This is a genomic window from Afipia carboxidovorans OM5 (assembly GCF_000218565.1).
In the GTDB taxonomy this organism is placed as follows: Bacteria; Pseudomonadota; Alphaproteobacteria; order Rhizobiales; family Xanthobacteraceae; genus Afipia; species Afipia carboxidovorans.
Window position 1 is genome coordinate 994863 of the sequence record NC_015684.1, and the last position, 16863, is coordinate 1011725.

General features: G+C 62.1%; 15 protein-coding genes. 12 read left to right on the forward strand and 3 right to left on the reverse strand.

Translation table 11 applies throughout. The annotated features are described in order from the left end of the window. Positions 1 to 131: 131 nt before the first annotated feature. The 4 genes from OCA5_RS04730 (at position 132) to OCA5_RS04745 (ending at position 3915) form a co-directional block, all read left to right on the forward strand. Entirely contained in the window at positions 132 to 611 is a 480-nt protein-coding gene (locus OCA5_RS04730; protein ID WP_012564301.1) for a DUF992 domain-containing protein, read from the forward strand. Continuing rightward, positions 608 to 2365 (forward strand): SulP family inorganic anion transporter, encoded by a 1758-nt coding sequence (locus tag OCA5_RS04735; RefSeq protein WP_012564300.1) that lies wholly within the window; start codon positions 608 to 610, stop codon positions 2363 to 2365. Before OCA5_RS04730 ends, OCA5_RS04735 begins: the two co-directional genes overlap by 4 nt. A gap of 36 nt (positions 2366 to 2401) precedes the next feature. Further along, a complete protein-coding gene (locus OCA5_RS04740) occupies positions 2402 to 3235 on the forward strand; it encodes a shikimate dehydrogenase (protein WP_012564299.1) in 834 nt (277 codons plus the stop codon). A gap of 62 nt (positions 3236 to 3297) precedes the next feature. Then, a complete protein-coding gene (locus OCA5_RS04745) occupies positions 3298 to 3915 on the forward strand; it encodes a hypothetical protein (RefSeq protein ID WP_013912888.1) in 618 nt (205 codons plus the stop codon). Between the two features lie 63 nt (positions 3916 to 3978). Here OCA5_RS04745 and OCA5_RS04750 read toward each other — a convergent pair whose 3' ends face one another. Further along, positions 3979 to 5130 carry an alpha-hydroxy acid oxidase gene (locus OCA5_RS04750; protein ID WP_012564297.1) on the reverse strand — a complete coding sequence of 384 codons (1152 nt, stop codon included), beginning with the start codon at positions 5128 to 5130 and terminating at the stop codon, positions 3979 to 3981. Between the two features lie 92 nt (positions 5131 to 5222). On the opposite strand from OCA5_RS04750, the gene OCA5_RS04755 reads away from it, so the two are divergent. The 5 genes from OCA5_RS04755 to OCA5_RS04775 all read left to right on the forward strand — a co-directional run bounded on the left by OCA5_RS04755 (position 5223) and on the right by OCA5_RS04775 (position 10394). Further along, positions 5223 to 5408 carry a hypothetical protein gene (locus tag OCA5_RS04755; RefSeq protein WP_041559682.1) on the forward strand — a complete coding sequence of 62 codons (186 nt, stop codon included), beginning with the start codon at positions 5223 to 5225 and terminating at the stop codon, positions 5406 to 5408. Between the two features lie 210 nt (positions 5409 to 5618). After that, entirely contained in the window at positions 5619 to 6965 is a 1347-nt protein-coding gene (gene glmM / locus OCA5_RS04760) for a phosphoglucosamine mutase (RefSeq protein WP_012564294.1), read from the forward strand. Between the two features lie 158 nt (positions 6966 to 7123). After that, entirely contained in the window at positions 7124 to 8374 is a 1251-nt protein-coding gene (locus tag OCA5_RS04765; protein WP_012564293.1) for an MFS transporter, read from the forward strand. A gap of 222 nt (positions 8375 to 8596) precedes the next feature. Continuing rightward, the gene (locus OCA5_RS04770; protein WP_012564292.1) at positions 8597 to 9415 is read left to right on the forward strand and encodes an outer membrane protein; all 819 of its coding nucleotides are present in this window, start codon (positions 8597 to 8599) and stop codon (positions 9413 to 9415) included. Between the two features lie 145 nt (positions 9416 to 9560). After that, a complete protein-coding gene (locus tag OCA5_RS04775; RefSeq protein ID WP_012564291.1) occupies positions 9561 to 10394 on the forward strand; it encodes an outer membrane protein in 834 nt (277 codons plus the stop codon). A 14-nt stretch (positions 10395 to 10408) separates the two neighbouring features. On the opposite strand, the gene OCA5_RS04780 is transcribed toward OCA5_RS04775, so the two are convergent. Next, positions 10409 to 11239 carry an EamA family transporter gene (locus OCA5_RS04780; protein WP_012564290.1) on the reverse strand — a complete coding sequence of 277 codons (831 nt, stop codon included), beginning with the start codon at positions 11237 to 11239 and terminating at the stop codon, positions 10409 to 10411. Between the two features lie 188 nt (positions 11240 to 11427). On the opposite strand from OCA5_RS04780, the gene OCA5_RS04785 reads away from it, so the two are divergent. Continuing rightward, positions 11428 to 12600, forward strand: a complete 1173-nt coding sequence (locus tag OCA5_RS04785; protein ID WP_012564288.1) for a phosphoserine transaminase — start codon at positions 11428 to 11430, stop codon at positions 12598 to 12600. A 126-nt stretch (positions 12601 to 12726) separates the two neighbouring features. Beyond that, complete coding sequence (gene serA, locus OCA5_RS04790) at positions 12727 to 14316, forward strand: phosphoglycerate dehydrogenase (RefSeq protein WP_012564287.1); 1590 nt, start codon at positions 12727 to 12729, stop codon at positions 14314 to 14316. 81 nt (positions 14317 to 14397) lie between these two features. On the opposite strand, the gene OCA5_RS04795 is transcribed toward serA, so the two are convergent. Further along, the gene (locus OCA5_RS04795; protein ID WP_012564286.1) at positions 14398 to 15318 is read right to left on the reverse strand and encodes a DMT family transporter; all 921 of its coding nucleotides are present in this window, start codon (positions 15316 to 15318) and stop codon (positions 14398 to 14400) included. Positions 15319 to 15554: 236 nt separating this feature from the next. On the opposite strand from OCA5_RS04795, the gene OCA5_RS04800 reads away from it, so the two are divergent. Continuing rightward, positions 15555 to 16847 (forward strand): adenylosuccinate synthase, encoded by a 1293-nt coding sequence (locus OCA5_RS04800; protein ID WP_013912890.1) that lies wholly within the window; start codon positions 15555 to 15557, stop codon positions 16845 to 16847. The last annotated feature ends 16 nt before the right edge of the window (positions 16848 to 16863 follow it).

Below are 16863 nucleotides of genomic sequence, written 5' to 3' on the forward strand. Positions count from 1 at the left end.
GACAGGCCCGCGCAAGCGGGCCTGTTTTCTTTGCGGTGGTCTTTGCAGCGATCCGGTTGAACTCTCCCTGCGGGTGGGGATAAAAGGTCAAGGCCCTGCGCCATGAGGGCGCCGGCCAGAGGGGGATGTCCATGCGCCGCGCCTTCGCAGTTCTGTCTTTCACCGCCGCCGCTCTCGTCACGCTGACCGTTGCCGCCGAGGCCCAGCAGGGCCGGGTGCAGGCCGGAGTGCTCGAATGCCGGGGCGGACCACACGTCGGAATGGTGGTCGGCTCGGTCAACAATCTTGGCTGCGTTTTCCGCTCCGAAGGCCGCCCTGACGATCTCTACGTCGCGACCGTCACCAAGCTTGGGCTCGATCTCGGCATCACCGACCAGACCGCGCTGTCATGGGTGGTGTTCGCGCCGACCGTCCAGCTCGGGCGGGGCGATCTTTCCGGCAACTATGCCGGCGTCAACGCGAGCGCCGCGGTCGGCGTCGGCCTCGGCGCCAATGCGCTGATCGGCGGCTCGGCCAATTCATATGCGTTGCAGCCGCTCAGCCTGCAGGGTCAGACCGGCCTCAATGTTGCGGCTGGTGTGCAAAGTCTGGAATTGCGGCCCGGGCGTTGAACCAGTCCGTTTCATATCGCTCCGGCAGGAGCAAGCGGGATAGCGCAAAACGATCGTCCGCGCCGACTTTCGTCGAGCTGTTCACGCCCAAGATCGTCACCGTTTTCCGCGAAGGCTACGGGCTGGGCGATCTGCGCTCGGATATCGTCGCGGGCCTGACCGTTGCGATCGTCGCGTTGCCGCTGTCGATGGCGATTGCGATCGCTTCGGGCACCACGCCGGATCGTGGCCTCTACACGGCAATCGTCGGCGGCTTCCTGGTGTCGCTGTTCGGCGGCAGCCGTTTCCAGATCGGTGGCCCGGCGGGCGCGTTCATCGTGCTGGTCGCGGCGACCGTCGACCGCCACGGCATCGACGGGCTGATTCTGGCGACGCTGATGTCGGGCCTGTTTCTGGTGGCGGCGGGATTCCTGCGGCTCGGCACCTACATCAAGTTCATCCCCTATCCGGTGACGATCGGTTTCACCGCCGGCATCGCGGTCATCATCTTCGCGAGTCAGGTGAAGGATCTTTTCGGAATTACGCTCGCCGGCAAGGAGCCCGGTGAACTCATTCCCAAGATCGAGACGCTCGCGGGTGCGATCGGCACGACCAATCTTTCGGCCGTTGCCGTCTCGGTGATGACGATTGCCATCATCGTTGGCCTCCGGAAGTGGCGGCCGAACTGGCCGGGCATGCTGATCGCGGTTGCGGTCGGCGCGCTTGCGGTGTGGGTGTTCGGATTGCCGGTGGAAACCATCGGCACGCGCTTCGGCGGCATTCCCGAAAGCCTGCCTGCGCCGGCGGTGCCGATGTGGTCGCTTGAGAAAATCCACGCCGTCTTCCCCGACGCGTTGGCGTTTACGCTTCTCGGCGCCATCGAATCGCTGTTGTCGGCGGTGGTCGCCGACGGCATGTCGGGGCGGCGTCATCGCTCGAACTGCGAACTCGTCGGCCAAGGCATCGCCAATATCGGCTCCGCGCTGTTCGGCGGTATCTGCGTGACCGGAACGATCGCGCGTACCGCAACCAACGTCCGCTCCGGCGCGCGCGGGCCGATCGCTGGCATGCTGCATTCGGCGTTCCTCTTGCTGTTCGTGCTGATTGCCGCGCCGCTTGCCAGCTTCATTCCGCTCGCGACTCTGGCGGCGGTGCTTGCAGTGGTCGCGTGGAACATGGCGGCGAAGCATGAATTCGCAACGCTTGTGCGCTCGTCCTGGGGCGATGCGGCCGTGCTGCTCGCGACCTTCCTGCTCACGATCTTCCGCGACCTGACGCAAGGCATCGTCGTGGGCTTCGCGCTCGGCTCGATCCTGTTCATTCACCGCATGGCGCAGATTGCCGAAATCGAGAAACATGTCCCGCTCGCCGTCGAGGATGAGTCCGATCTTCGCGAGGATCGCACGCGTTACGATACAAGCATGGCCCGCGATACGGATGTGACGGTCTATCGGATCACCGGCGCCTTCTTCTTCGGCGCGGCCTCGACCATCGGCGCGGTGCTCGATGGTCTCCTCACCGACCGCAAGGCGCTGATTATCGATTTCACTGAAGTGCCGTTCCTGGATTCGACTGCGGCGAACGTGATCGGGCGCGCCGCCGCCAAGGCGCACAAGCGCAAGATGCGGGTTTATCTCACCGGCACGTCGCCCGGTGTCCGACGCGAATTGTTCAAGCAGGGCGCGCGGCCGCCGTTCGTCGAATATGATGCCGACATCGAGCGCGCCTATGCGAAGTTCAAAGGCCGTGCCGCACTTGCGGCGGCGACCTCCTGAACGGCGAGAGATCATGCCTGATGTGGGATCGAGCTGATGAGTGAAACGCCCACCGCATGCCTGATCGGCTGGCCGGCGGCGCACTCGCGCTCGCCCATCATCCACAAATACTGGCTGAAGGAACTCGGCATTGCGGGCGACTATCGCATTGAGGCGGTCGAACCCGCGGCCTTCCCGGATTTCATCGCCTCATTGGCCGCGCGCGGCTATTGCGGGGCGAACGTCACCATCCCGCACAAGGAAAAGGCGCTCGCGCTGTCGCTTCCCGATGCGCGCGCCCGTGCGGTGGGCGCCGCCAACACGCTCTATTTTCGTGACGACAAGCTGCATTCTACCAACACCGATGTCGAAGGTTTTATCGGCAATCTCGATGCGTCCGCGCAGCGCTGGCGCGCCGATGATGACGCCGTGGTGCTCGGCGCAGGCGGCTCGGCGCGCGCGGTGGTGTTCGGATTGATCGAGCGTGGCGTGCCGCGCATCCATCTCGTCAATCGCAGCCGTGAGCGCGCGCAGGCCCTGGCGCAGCCTTATGGCGAGCGCGTCAGCGTTGCCTCGTGGGACGACGTAGAATCCTTGCTGCCGAAAGCGGGACTTGTGGTGAACACCACCTCGCTCGGCATGAAGGGGCAGCCGCCTTTGCCGCTCGATGTCGCGTTGCTGCGGGCCGATGCAACCGTTGCTGATCTTGTTTATGTGCCGTTGCGGACGGAGTTGCTCACGGCCGCCGCCGGACGCGGGCTGCAGACTGCCGACGGTCTCGGCATGCTGCTACATCAGGCGGTGCGCGGCTTTGAGTTGTGGTTTGGCCGCAGGCCGCAGGTTTCGCCTGCACTGCGTGCTTTGGTCGAAGCGGATCTCACAGTGAAGTGAGTGCCGAAATATCGGCGGATTCGGCGCGGTCAATGCGACCGGAAATCAAGAGGAGGATGACCATGTCGCCATTGCGTTTGCTCCTCGCCGGCCTCGTGGCCCTGTCCTGCATCGCGATTGCGCCGCCGGTGGCGGATGCGCAGCCGGCGCCCGTTCGCGTGCGTGGCACGATTGAATCTATCAACGGCGATCTCCTGATCGTGAAAGGCCGTGATGGCCGCAATGTCACGATGAGGATGGCGACAAACGTCGCTGTTGCCGGCGTGGAGAAAATCTCGCTCTCCGACATCAAGCCCGGCGCCTATATCGGTGTCACCACAGTCGCGGATGCGCAGGGCAACCAGAAGGCCACTGAGGTTCACCTGTTTCCGGAGGCGTTGCGCGGCGCAGGCGAAGGCACGCAGGCATGGGACACTGCGCCCGGCAGCAGCATGACCAATGGCGGACTCGACAAGATCGTGGAAGGCAACGACGGCCACATGCTGACAGTGAAATATCGTAGCGGTGAAAAGCAGGTCACGGTTGGGCCTGAAACCGAAGTGGTGCGGCTGGTGCCGGGCAAACGTTCCGACCTTCAGTCCGGTGCGAAGATCGTTGCTGCCGCTTCGCGTAACGCCGATGGCGTGCTGGAAACCTCGCGCATCAGCGTGGGGTTGGGCGGCCTTACGCCGCCGATGTGATGTAGAAGGTGGCATGCCCGGATCGTGCCGGGCATGCCGTCTTTCAGGTTGCGGTATCTCAGCTCAGAGATTATTGCGGTAATCGACCAGGATGCGGCGGTCGATATCCTCGACGCGATTGATGCCGCATAGCCCCATGGTGGTGCTGAGTTCCTTGGCGAGAATGTCGATCGCCTTGGCGACGCCCGCCTGTCCGCCCGCGCCGAGGCCATGGACATAGGCGCGGCCGATCATGCAGGACTTGGCTCCGAAGGCGAGTGCACGCAGGATATCCTGTCCGGTGCGAATGCCCCCGTCGAACATGATCTCGATCTGCGAGCCGAGTTCCTGAACGATCTCCGGCAACACGGAAATCGACGACGGTGCGCCGTCAAGCTGCCGCCCGCCATGGTTCGATACGACGAGCGCCTCGGCACCGGTCCGCACTGCCTCGCGCGCATCGACGATGTCAAGGATGCCCTTGATCACCATCTTGCCCGGCCAGATGTTGCGGATCCATTCGATGTCTTTCCAGCTTAGCGAAGGATCGAACTGCGTGCTGATCCATTCCGACAGCGAGGTGAGGTCTTCGGTGCCGGCCATCTGGCCCGCGAGGTTGCCGAAGGTCTTGCGCTTGCCGCGCAGCACGCCGGAGACCCAGGCGGGTTTGGTGGCGAAGTCGTAAAGTGTGCGCAGCTTCAACTGCGGCGGAACGGTCATGCCGTTCTTGATATCGGCATGGCGCTGGCCGATCACCTGCAGGTCGACCGTGAGCACCAGCGCGCTGCACTTCGCGGCAATCGCGCGCTCGATCAGCGACTTCATGAAGCCGCGATCCTTCATCATGTAAAGCTGGAACCAGAACGGCTTCTTCACGTTCGCGGCGACGTCCTCGATCGAGCAGATCGACATGGTCGAGAGCGTGTAGGGAATGCCCGCTTCGTGCGCGGCGCGGCAGGCGTAAATCTCGCCGTCGCCGTGCTGCATGCCGGTAAGGCCGACCGGCGCGAGGATCATCGGCATTGCGGCCGGTTCGCCGAGGATGGTGGTGTTGAGGCTTCGTGAGGCGACATCGACGAGAATGCGCTGGCGGAACTTGATGCGGTCCAGATCCTCGCGGTTCGCGCGCAGGGTGGACTCGGTGTAGGAGCCGCGGTCGCAGTAATCGAAAAAGGCCTTCGGCACGCGCCGCATGTGCAGGTCGCGAAGGTCGTCGATGCAGGTGATGTTCTTCATTGTTGTTTCCGGTTAACGTAGGTGGCCCGAGGCAAACGACCATCGATGGCCGCTTGGGTCAGCAGCCATTCGCCGGTCAGTAGATATGTCGCATGGAGGCGATCATGTCTGATCGAAATCATACTTCGGATGCCGACAAAAGGCCTAATGGCAACCGCAAGGAGCTGGAAGAACAGCTCGAAGAAGGGCTCGAGGATACCTTTCCCGCGTCCGATCCGGTCAGCGTCACGCAGCCCCATCCGCCGAAACGCCCGAAAGACTGGCGCAAGCCTGGCTGAATATCGCCTCATTGAGCGAATTCAAGGTGTTAGGGAGAGTAGTGTCGTTAAGCAGGATCAACGATTGCGGGTTCTACCGGCTTGGCGAGCGTAATGATTCATCATATTTTTTGAAACGGTTTCAATCGCCTGCACTTTATAAGGAAGCCTTCCGGGCGAGGCGCGCCGCTTCGGCAGCGCCCGCAACGGTATTTGGTTCACGGGGGCAATATGGCTCGAAAGTATTTTGGCACCGATGGCATTCGCGGCCGCGCTAACGGCGTGATCACGCCGGAGCTCGCGTTGAAGGTCGGTCAGGCGGCGGGGCTGGTGTTTCAGCGCGGCGAATATCGTCACCGTGTCGTGATCGGCAAGGATACACGCCTCTCCGGCTACATGATCGAAACCGCGATGGTCGCAGGGTTCACCTCCGTCGGTATGGACGTGCTGTTGCTCGGCCCGATTCCGACGCCGGCGGTGGCGATGCTGACCAAGTCGATGCGCGCCGATCTCGGTGTGATGATCTCCGCCTCGCACAATCCGTTCGCCGACAACGGCATCAAGCTGTTCGGCCCCTCCGGTTACAAGCTCTCGGATGAGGTGGAACTGCAGATCGAAGAGCTGATGGACGAGAATATCGACCGCCGCCTCGCGCAGAGCACCCAGCTCGGCCGCGCTCGCCGCATCGATGGCGTCCATGACCGCTACATCGAATTCGCCAAGCGCACGCTGCCGCGCGAGCTTAGCCTCGAAGGCCTGCGCGTCGTGGTCGATTGCGCGAACGGCGCCGCCTACAAGGTGGTGCCGGAAGCACTGTGGGAACTGGGCGCTGACGTTATCGCCATCGGCGCCGAGCCCGACGGTATGAACATCAATAAGGAATGCGGCTCGACCTCGCCGGATGCGCTGGCGCACAAGGTGCGTGAGATGCGCGCGGACATTGGCATTGCGCTCGACGGCGATGCGGATCGCGTGCTGATGATCGACGAGCGCGGGCACCTGATCGACGGCGACCAGTTGCTTGCCGTCATCGCGCAGAGCTGGAAGGAAGACGGCCGTCTGGCAAAGCCCGGCATCGTCACCACGGTAATGTCGAATCTCGGCCTTGAGCGATTTCTCGCGGGCGAAGGGCTCTCGATGGTGCGCACGCCGGTCGGCGATCGCTACGTCCTCGAGCAGATGATGGCGCAGGGCTACAACCTCGGCGGCGAGCCTTCCGGCCACATCATCATGTCGGACTTCACCACGACGGGCGATGGTTTCGTCGCGGCGCTGCAGGTACTCGCCGTGGTGCAGAAGCTCGGCCGTCCGGTCTCGGAAGTGTGCCATCGCTTCGAGCCGCTGCCGCAGATCCTGAAGAACGTGCGCTACCGTTCCGGCAAGCCGCTGGAGAATCCGAAGGTGCAGTCGACCATTGCCGATGCCGAGAAGAAGCTGAACGGCTGCGGCCGCCTGCTGGTCCGTTCCTCCGGCACCGAACCAGTGATTCGAGTAATGGGCGAGGGCGATGATCGTGACAGGGTCGAGGAGGCGGTCGATATGATCGTGGCGGCCTTGAGCATCGGGGTCGCGGCCTAATAACTCCCTGACGAAGTCTTGATTTCGAGAGCCGCACGCCCCGTGCGAGGCTTTTGCGCGCCAGCTCTGACGAAACGGGGCTGGCCCTGCCGTCCGGCAACGTGTATGCGGGACAATTGATCTGTCGCGTTCGTTCTTCCGGCCATGGATTGTCTGACGTGAACAAGCCGATCATTCTTTCGGAGGATGTCAACGCCGTCCCCATCGTGGTGGAGGGCGAGGCGGCAGTGAAGGCGCAGCCCGCGGGGCCTGCGATGATGGTGCTTGGTGCGCTCAGCGTGTCGCACTGCCTCAACGACATCATGCAGTCGCTGATCTTTGCGATCTATCCGATCCTGAAGGAGAACTACGCGCTCGACTTCACCCAGATCGGGCTCATCACGCTCGCCTTCATGTTCACGTCATCGCTGCTGCAGCCACTGGTCGGGCTTTATACCGACCGCAATCCCAAGCCGTTCTCGCTCGCGCTCGGCATGGGGTTCACGTTCATCGGCATGTTGCTGTTCAGCGTCGCCCACGTCTATGGCGTCATTCTTATTGCCGCTGGCCTCGTTGGCATGGGCTCGGCGATCTTCCACCCTGAAGCCTCGCGCGTCGCGCGTGCCGCGTCCGGTGGACGATTCGGCTTCGCGCAATCGGTGTTTCAGGTCGGCGGAAATTTCGGCAGCGCGCTCGGCCCGGTGCTGGCAGCGCTGATCGTGGTGCCGCTCGGGCAGGGCGCTATCAGCCTGTTCTCGCTGATTGCCGCGGCGGCGATGTTCATCCTGTGGCGCATCGGTATCTGGTACAAGCCGCGGATCATGCCGCGCGTGGCGAAGAAAGCGGCGCGCGAGGCGATCCATCTGTCGTCGCGGCGTGTGAATTTCGCGCTTGTCGTGCTGATGGTGCTGCTGTTCTCGAAGGCATTCTACCTGTCGAGCATCAGCAGCTACTACACGCTTTATCTGATCCATAAATTCGATGTCTCGACCCAGACGGCGCAGATCTATCTGTTCGTGTTTCTCGCCTCGAGCGCGGTCGGCACCTTCATTGGCGGTCCGCTCGGCGACCGGTTCGGCCGCAAATACGTGATCTGGTTTTCGATCCTCGGCGCGCTGCCGTTCACGTTAGCGCTGCCCTATGCGGGGCTTGTCGGCACGCTGATGCTAAGCATCCTGATCGGCCTCGTGATCGCTTCGGCGATGCCCGCCATCATCGTCTATGCGCAGGAACTGATGCCGCATCGCTTCGGCATGGTGTCCGGCCTGTTCTTCGGGTTGGTGTTCGGCATCGGCGGCATCGGCGCGGCCGTGCTCGGCTACGTTGCCGACCGGGCAGGCATCGACTTCGTCTATCAGGTCTGCGCGTTCCTGCCGGCGATCGGCTTGCTCGCCGTATTCCTGCCGCGGCTGAAGTATCGTGCCGCGTAAGTCGGTCGTGCGCGGCTGACCTCTCTCCGCTTCTCAATCCTTTGTTAAGCAAGATGAACGTGCGTTAGCGAAGCGTTAATCGCGTCTGTTCACCCGCATTAAAAATCACGGTTAAGAATTAGGGTTAAGTGCGGCTTAAGCATTTGGTGCCATGGTCCGGGTCGAAGGTTATGAGTGTGAGGCCTTTGCGTCGTCTGCCTCACCAGACGAAAGGACCATCCGATGCGTTACGTGAAAACTGTAGTTGCCGCCGGCGCGGTGGCTCTCCTGTCGGGTGCGGCCTCCGCCGCCGACATGCCGCTTCCTCCGCCCTACATGCCGCCGCCGGTGCAGGAATTCGGCGGATGGTACCTGCGTGGCGATATCGGCTTCAGCAATCAGCGCATTAAGGAACGGCATTACTCTCGGTATGATACCGATCTCGTTCCGGGCTCTCTCAATCAGAGCACGCATTTCGATTCGGCGGGCATCTACGGCTTAGGCGTAGGCTATCAGTTCAACTCTTGGCTCCGTATGGATGTAACGGGCGAGTATCGCGCCAAATCGAATTATCGGGGACGGGATACTTTCTTGGTCAGTCCGAGCCCCGGAACTGCCGGTGCTGACAACTATACCGGCCACAAGTCGGAATGGCTTGTCCTGACCAATGCCTATGCAGATCTTGGGACGTGGTGGAATATCACGCCGTTCGTGGGTGCGGGCATCGGTGCGGCGCGTGTCACGTTGGGTGGCTTCAACGACTATCTCGACAATGGTGTTCACACCGGCGTCGCCGCCGATGCTTCAAAATGGAATTTTGCGTGGGCTTTGCACGCAGGCCTGGCCTACAAACTCGCGCCAAACTGGACGATGGAACTAGCATATCGTTACGTCGATATGGGCGATGGTGTGACAGGCATCCTTTACAATACGGATGGAAGCACGATCAATCAGGCGATGCACTTCAAGCACATCACTTCGCACGATCTGAAGTTCGGTGTGCGCTGGGCGATCGATCCGGCACCGGCCTATTATCATCCGCCGCTCATCACCAAGGGCTGATACCTCTCTCTACGATATAAATTCGAAACGGCGCGGTTCACCCCGCGCCGTTTTCTTTTGCGCGGGTAGGGCCCTGCACACGATTGGTTAAGGTTAACGGGCGATGATCGGACAGGGTTAAGTAATCGTGTTGAGGAGTGCGCAGATGCGTCGGCTGGTGGTGGCGATGATGGTGGCGGGAGTGGTGCAGGCCGCCCACGCAGCGGACATGCCGGATTATTACGCGCTGCGCGGCCCGGTCGGATACGGCACCGGCGTCGTCAACTGGCAGGGATTCTACGTTGGCGGGCAGGCGGCGTATGGCTCGGCCGATATGAATTTCGCGAACTCAACCGGCTCGCTTATCAGCCGCCAACTTCAGTACGCGAGCATCGAGCAGAGCGCTCAGGTGTCGCAGTGGCCCATCCTAGGCAGGGAATCGCAACACGGGCACGGCTTTGGCGGATTCGTTGGTTACAACAGCCAGTGGGACGATGTGGTTCTCGGTGTTGAGGCAAGCTATACCCACGGCAACTTCAACGGAAGCGCAAGCGGCAGCCTGAATTACGTGTTTGCTGACATCATAACGACGCCAGCCCCTGGCTACACCGATGACATAACCTACTCGGGAACATCCAGGTTCAAGATAACGGATACCGGCTCGCTGAGGGTTCGCGCTGGCTATGCATGGAACAACTTTCTGCCCTACGTCTTCGGAGGTGTTTCGCTCGGCCGGGCTGATGTGGCGCGCACGGCCGTGATTTCGGGAACGCAGACAAATCCGGGCGCTGCACCACCGAACGATGTGTTGAATGTGTATCTCGCGAAGTCTGAAGCTCAGGGAGGCCGTTTCATCTATGGCTACGCCGCAGGTCTCGGCGTCGATATGATGTTGTTCGGAAATCTCTTCGGCCGCGTAGAGTGGGAATACCTGAAGTACGCGGGTCCGATTGATACGAGTATCAACACGGGCCGGGTTGGCCTCGGTTACAAGTTCTGATCGTATTGTAAAACTCAGGCGAGCCTGAGCGTCGCCGCTCCGGCGGCGATGAGAGCCGCGGTGACGATGCGGCGCGTGCCGCTGTTCTCACGCAGGATCAGCGCCGAGATCGCAACTCCGAACAACACCGAGCTTTCGCGCAGCGCCGCGATTGCAGCAACGGGTGCTTGTGTCATCGCCCATAGCGCGAGGCCGTAAGCGCCGAACTTGCAGGCGCCGCCGATCGTTGCGGTGAGGCCGCTCGTGCGCATCATGCCCAACACTTTCGGCCTGTCGCGCAGCAAGACCAACAGGAAGATCGGAATTCCGCTGAGCAGATTGAGCCACAACACATAGGCCAGGGCATTGCCTGACAGCCGTACGCCGGTGCCATCGACCACGGTGTAGAAGGCAATCACCATTGCATTAGCGACGGCGATCAGCGTTGCACGATTATTCGCGTGACGATGGATCGCAAGCAGCAGGATGCCGCCGCAAATCAGGCCGATGCCCGCCCAGCTCGCGATCGTGAGCGTTTCGCCGAGCACCTCCGCACTGACAAGCGCAACGATCAGCGGTGCGGTTCCACGCATCAGTGGGTAGGTGTGGCCCATGTCGCCGGCGCGATAGGCGGCGGCAACCAGCATGAAGTAGATCTGGTGAACCGCCGCCGAAGTGATGACCCAGGGCCAGCTTGTTGACGCCGGCAGTTCGACGAATGGCAGCACCAACGCCGACATCACCGCGGCCGCACCCGCGACAAGGCCTGCTTCCTCGAGCTTGTTCTCGCCGGATTTGACGATGGCGTTCCAGCTCGCGTGCATCAGTGCAGAGAGCAGAACGAGCAGGAGGACATGGGTCGGCATTTGGGCGGGGAAACCTTTGGATGAGGGGGAACGGTGCCTGTCGCCGTGAGCGTACCCCGGATTGGAGAGGGCAGGTATGCCGGCGGCGGCAGCCCCTGCATTCTCTTGACCTGCCCACCGGCTTCGCGTATTTCCGGCGGCGGGACACCTCCCCCCAACGGGAGGCTTGCTATCTGGAAGGATAGAACATGACTGTAGCGAAGCCCGCTTTGCGGCCGAACGTGCCGCACTTTTCCTCCGGCCCCTGCGCCAAGCGCCCCGGATGGACCCCCGAAAATCTTAAAGACGCCAGCCTCGGCCGCTCGCATCGTGCGAAGGTCGGCAAGGCCAAGCTCAAGCTCGCGATCGACCTCACCCGCGAGGTGCTCGAAGTTCCCGCCGATTACCGCATCGGCATTGTGCCCGCGTCCGATACCGGCGCGGTGGAAATGGCGCTGTGGTCGCTGCTCGGCCCGCGCCCCGTCACCATGATCGCCTGGGAATCGTTCGGCGAAGGCTGGATCACCGACGTGGTCAAGCAGCTGAAGCTCAAGGACGTCACCAAGCTCACCGCCGGTTATGGCGAGATTCCCGATCTCGCCAAGGCCGACAAGAATTCCGACATCGTCTTCACCTGGAACGGCACCACTTCCGGCGTGCGTGTGCCGAATGCCGACTGGATCGCGGCCGACCGTGAAGGCCTTGCGATCTGCGACGCCACTTCGGCGGCGTTCGCACAGAAGCTCGATTGGTCCAAGCTCGATGTCGTCACCTTCTCCTGGCAGAAGGCGCTCGGCGGCGAGGGCGCGCACGGCATGCTGATCCTGTCGCCGCGCGCTGTTGCGCGGCTCGAGAGCTACACGCCGCCGTGGCCGATGCCGAAAATCTTCCGCATGACCAAGGGCGGCAAGCTCAACGAAGGCATCTTCGTGGGCGAGACCATCAACACGCCGTCGATGCTCTGCGTCGAGGATTATCTCGATGCGCTCAACTGGGCGAAGTCGGTCGGCGGCCTCAAAGGTATGACGGCGCGCGCCGATGCCAACACCAAGGTGCTGAGCGATTGGGTTGCGAAGACGCCGTGGGTCGATTTCCTCGCGGCCGATCCGGCGATCCGCTCCAACACTTCGGTGTGCCTCAAGGTGGTCGATCCCGCGATCACCGCACTTCCTGCAGACGCGCAGGCGGACTTCGCCAAGAAGCTCGTCGCGGCGGTTGAGAAGGAAGGCGCGGGTTATGATCTCGGGGCTTATCGCGACGCCCCGCCGGGCCTACGCATCTGGTGTGGCGCGACGGTGGAAGCCGCTGATGTCGCGGCGCTCACGCAGTGGCTCGACTGGGCCTTCGCCGAGACCAAGGCCACGCTCGCCAAGGCGGCGTAGCGTTTTCTTACTCATGAAGCCTGTCATGGCCGGGCTTGACCCGGCCATCCATCAGAAAAGATGGACCCGCGGGTCGAGCCCGCGGGTGACGCTCAGCAAAATGCATCAGCTTTCAGGATCATACCCATGACCAAGCCCAAAGTGCTCATCTCGGATGCGCTGTCTCCCGCCGCCGTGCAGATCTTCAAGGATCGCGGCATCGATGTCGATTTCCAGCCCGCGCTCGGTAAGGACAAGGACAAGCTCGCCGAGATCATCGGCAACTATGACGGTCTTGCCATTCGCTCCGCGACCAAGGCGACGGCGAAGATTCTCGCCAACGCCAAGAACCTCAAGGTGATCGGCCGCGCCGGCATCGGCGTCGACAACGTGGAAATTCCCGCAGCAACCGCGCGCGGCATCATTGTGATGAATACGCCGTTCGGCAATTCCATCACCACGGCCGAGCACGCGATTACGCTGATGCTGGCGCTCGCCCGCCAGATCCCGCAGGCCGATGCCTCCACCCAGGCCGGCAAGTGGGAGAAGAACCGCTTCATGGGCATCGAGATCACCGGCAAGACGCTCGGTGTGATCGGCTGCGGCAACATCGGCGCTATCGTTGCCGATCGTGCGCTTGGTTTGAAGATGAAGGTGGTCGCGTTCGACCCGTTCCTGTCGCCGGAGCGTGCCAAGGATATCGGTGTCGAGAAGGTCGACCTCGATGAGTTGTTGAAGCGCGCGGATTTCATCACGCTGCATACGCCGCTCACCGACAAGACCCGCAACATTCTCGATGCAACCGCGATCAACAAGACCAAGAAGGGCGTGCGCATCATCAATTGCGCGCGCGGTGGTCTGGTGGACGAGGCGGCGCTGCGTGCGGCGCTCGACAGCGGCCATGTTGCCGGCGCGGCGTTCGACGTGTTCGTCGAGGAGCCGGCCAAGGAAAACGTGCTGTTCGGTCATCCCAACGTGATCTGCACGCCGCATCTCGGCGCATCCACCACTGAGGCTCAGGAGAACGTCGCGCTGCAGGTTGCCGAACAGATGTCGGATTATCTGCTCACTGGCGCGATTTCCAATGCGATCAACTTCCCTTCGATCACGGCGGAGGAAGCACCGAAGCTCAAACCCTTCATCGAACTCGCCGAAAAGCTCGGCTCGTTCGCGGGCCAGCTCACCGAGAGCAACATTGCCAAGGTGCAGATCACCTATGAGGGCGCGGTTGCGGAGATGAAGGTGAAGGCGCTCACAGCGGCTGCGCTGTCCGGCCTGCTGCGTCCGATGCTGGGCGACGTCAATGTCGTGTCCGCGCCGGTCGTCGCCAAGGAGCGCGGGATGATCGTGGACGAAGTGCTGCGGGCCGCCGAGAGCGACTATGAAAGCGTCATCACCGTCACCGTGACAACGGACGATATGAAGCGTTCGGTCTCCGGCACGGTCTATGCCGACGGCGCTCCGCGCCTCGTCAACATCAAGGGCATCCGCGTCGACGCCGAGTTCGGCAAGTCGATGATCTACATCACCAACGAGGACAAGCCGGGCTTCATCGGCAAGTTCGCTTCGCTGCTCGGCGATGCCAAGGTCAACATCGCGACCTTCCATCTCGGCCGCAACCAGCAGGGTGGCGACGCCATCGCGCTGGTCGAAGTCGACGGTCCGGTGCCGCAGGAGATTCTCACCAAGGTTGCGGCGCTGCCACAGGTGAAGCAGGCCAAGGCGCTGGCGTTCTGAAATTGATCTGGGGCTTGCTCCGGTAAACACCGGGCGAGCATCGAAACATAAAAGCCGTGCGGGATTCGTGTCCCGCGCGGCTTATGTCGTTTTGGGCTTGCGCGCGGCGAGCACGACGCCGGCGAACACGAGCGCGTAGCCGACCATATGATAGAGATGCAGCGTCTCGCCGAGAAAGCCGATCGCCATCACCGATCCGAATACCGGAATGAGATGCAGGAAGGGCGCGGCGCGGTTGGCGCCGATCAGCTCGACGCCGCGATTGTAGAACATGTACGAGAGCGTCGACGGGAAGATCGAGACGTAGATCAGAATCGGGATGGTGTGCGCGTTGATCGGCGTCACGCGTCCTGACCACATTTCCAGAATGAACAGCGGGAGGATGAACAGCGAGCCGATACCGAAGCTGGCGGCGATGAGTGCAAGTGGCTTCATCGGCGGGCGGCGTGCGGCGACCGCCGAATAGAGGCCGAAGATGAACAGCGCCACTGTGTAACCGATGTCGCCCTTGTTGAACTCGATCCGCAGCAGGGCGCTGAATTCACCCTGCAGGATGATGGTCAGCACGCCGATCAGCGAAATCGCGATGCCGAGCGCCTGGCCCCAGGTGAGCCGCACGTTGAACAGCACGAGCGCGAACAGCGCCACGTAAAGCGGCCCGGACGATTGCAGCAGCAGCCCGTTGAGCGCGGTCGTGTACTGCAGGCTCCAGTAGCCGAGCGTGTTGAAGGTCGCGACGCCGGTGACAGACAGGACGAGCACCAGTCCGAAATGACGGCGGATGATCGGCCAGTCCGCCTTCAGGTCGGACCAGGCGAACGGCAGGATGGTGAGGAAGGCGAAGAGCCATCTCAGGTATGATAGTGCCATCGGCGGAAACACGCCCGCTGCATGGCGGCCGATCACGACATTTCCCGCCCAAAACATCATGGCAAGGCAAAGGATCAGATAGGGCCTCTGCATGAGGCCGAGGGTCGACAGGAACGTCTTCGGCGGGGGCATATCGGGGATTGTACCTGCGGGCGGCAGCTATTCTCGTAATGTTCGATTTAGCTGGGGATATCAATGGTTTGCGGAGATGTTACAGGCCTTGTCAAAACCCTGTTGCGCTTGCGTCACATGCCATCATCCTTTATCGGGTGGTGGCCTGGCATGCGAGCGTTGCTGCTTTCAGGCGCGGCCCTGATCGGCTGCCTTCCGTCGAACGCGAGGATGCTTCCAGAAAATGGCTTACCCCAATGACTAATGTTGTGGTCGTCGGCGCCCAGTGGGGGGACGAAGGGAAAGGCAAGATCGTCGATTGGTTGTCGGAACAGGCTGACATCGTCGTTCGATTCCAGGGCGGGCACAATGCCGGCCATACGCTCGTCATCAACGGCAAGACTTATAAGCTCGCTTTGCTGCCGTCCGGTGTCGTGCGGCCGTCGAAGCTGTCGGTCATCGGCAACGGCGTGGTGTTCGATCCGCAGGCGTTCATCATCGAGATGGAGCGGCTGAAGGAGCAGGGCGTTGCCGTGTCTCCAGACAATCTTCGTGTTGCCGAGAACGTCACGCTGATTCTGCCGCTGCACCGCGAGCTCGATGCCGTGCGCGAGAACGCGAGCAAGGCGACCGCGATCGGCACCACCCAGCGTGGCATCGGTCCCGCTTATGAAGACAAGGTCGGCCGTCGTGCGATCCGCCTGATGGATCTCGACGATCCGCAGACCCTGCCGCACAAGGTCGACCGGCTGCTGGCGCATCATAACGCGCTGCGCCGTGGCCTGTCGCTGCCGGAGATCGATGCGACCGCGCTCATCAAGGATCTCGCCGAACTGGCGCCGAAGGTGCTGCCGTTCGCGGATTCGGTGTGGAATCTGCTCGATCACAAGCGCCGCGAAGGCAAGCGTATCCTATTCGAGGGCGCACAGGGTGCGCTGCTCGACGTCGATCACGGCACCTATCCTTATGTGACCTCGTCGAACACGGTGGCGGCGCAGGCCGCGACCGGCTCCGGCATGGGCCCCAACGCGCTCGGCTATGTGCTCGGCATCTGCAAGGCCTATACGACCCGCGTCGGACAGGGACCGTTCCCCACCGAGCTCATGGATGCCACCGGCGAATTGATCGGCGAGCGCGGTCGCGAATTCGGCGTCAACACCGGGCGCAAGCGCCGCTGCGGCTGGTTCGATGCCGTGCTGGTGCGCCAGACCGTCCGCACCTGCGGCATCCATGGCCTCGCTTTGACCAAACTCGACATTCTCGATGGCTTCGAGGAGATCAAGGTTTGTGTCGGCTACGAGCTCGATGGTAAGGAAATCGACCATCTTCCGGCAGGAGAGGGCGCACAGAGCCGAATCAAGCCGATCTACGAGACCATCGAAGGCTGGCAGGAGCCGACCGCGAATGCGCGCTCGTGGGCCGATCTGCCGGCGCAGGCAATCAAATATGTGAGGCGTGTGGAAGAATTGGTGGGATGTTCGGTCGCGCTGCTTTCCACAAGTCCCGAACGTGAAGATACTATTCTGGTACAAAACCCGTTCGAGGCATGATTCCGCAAAGGGCATG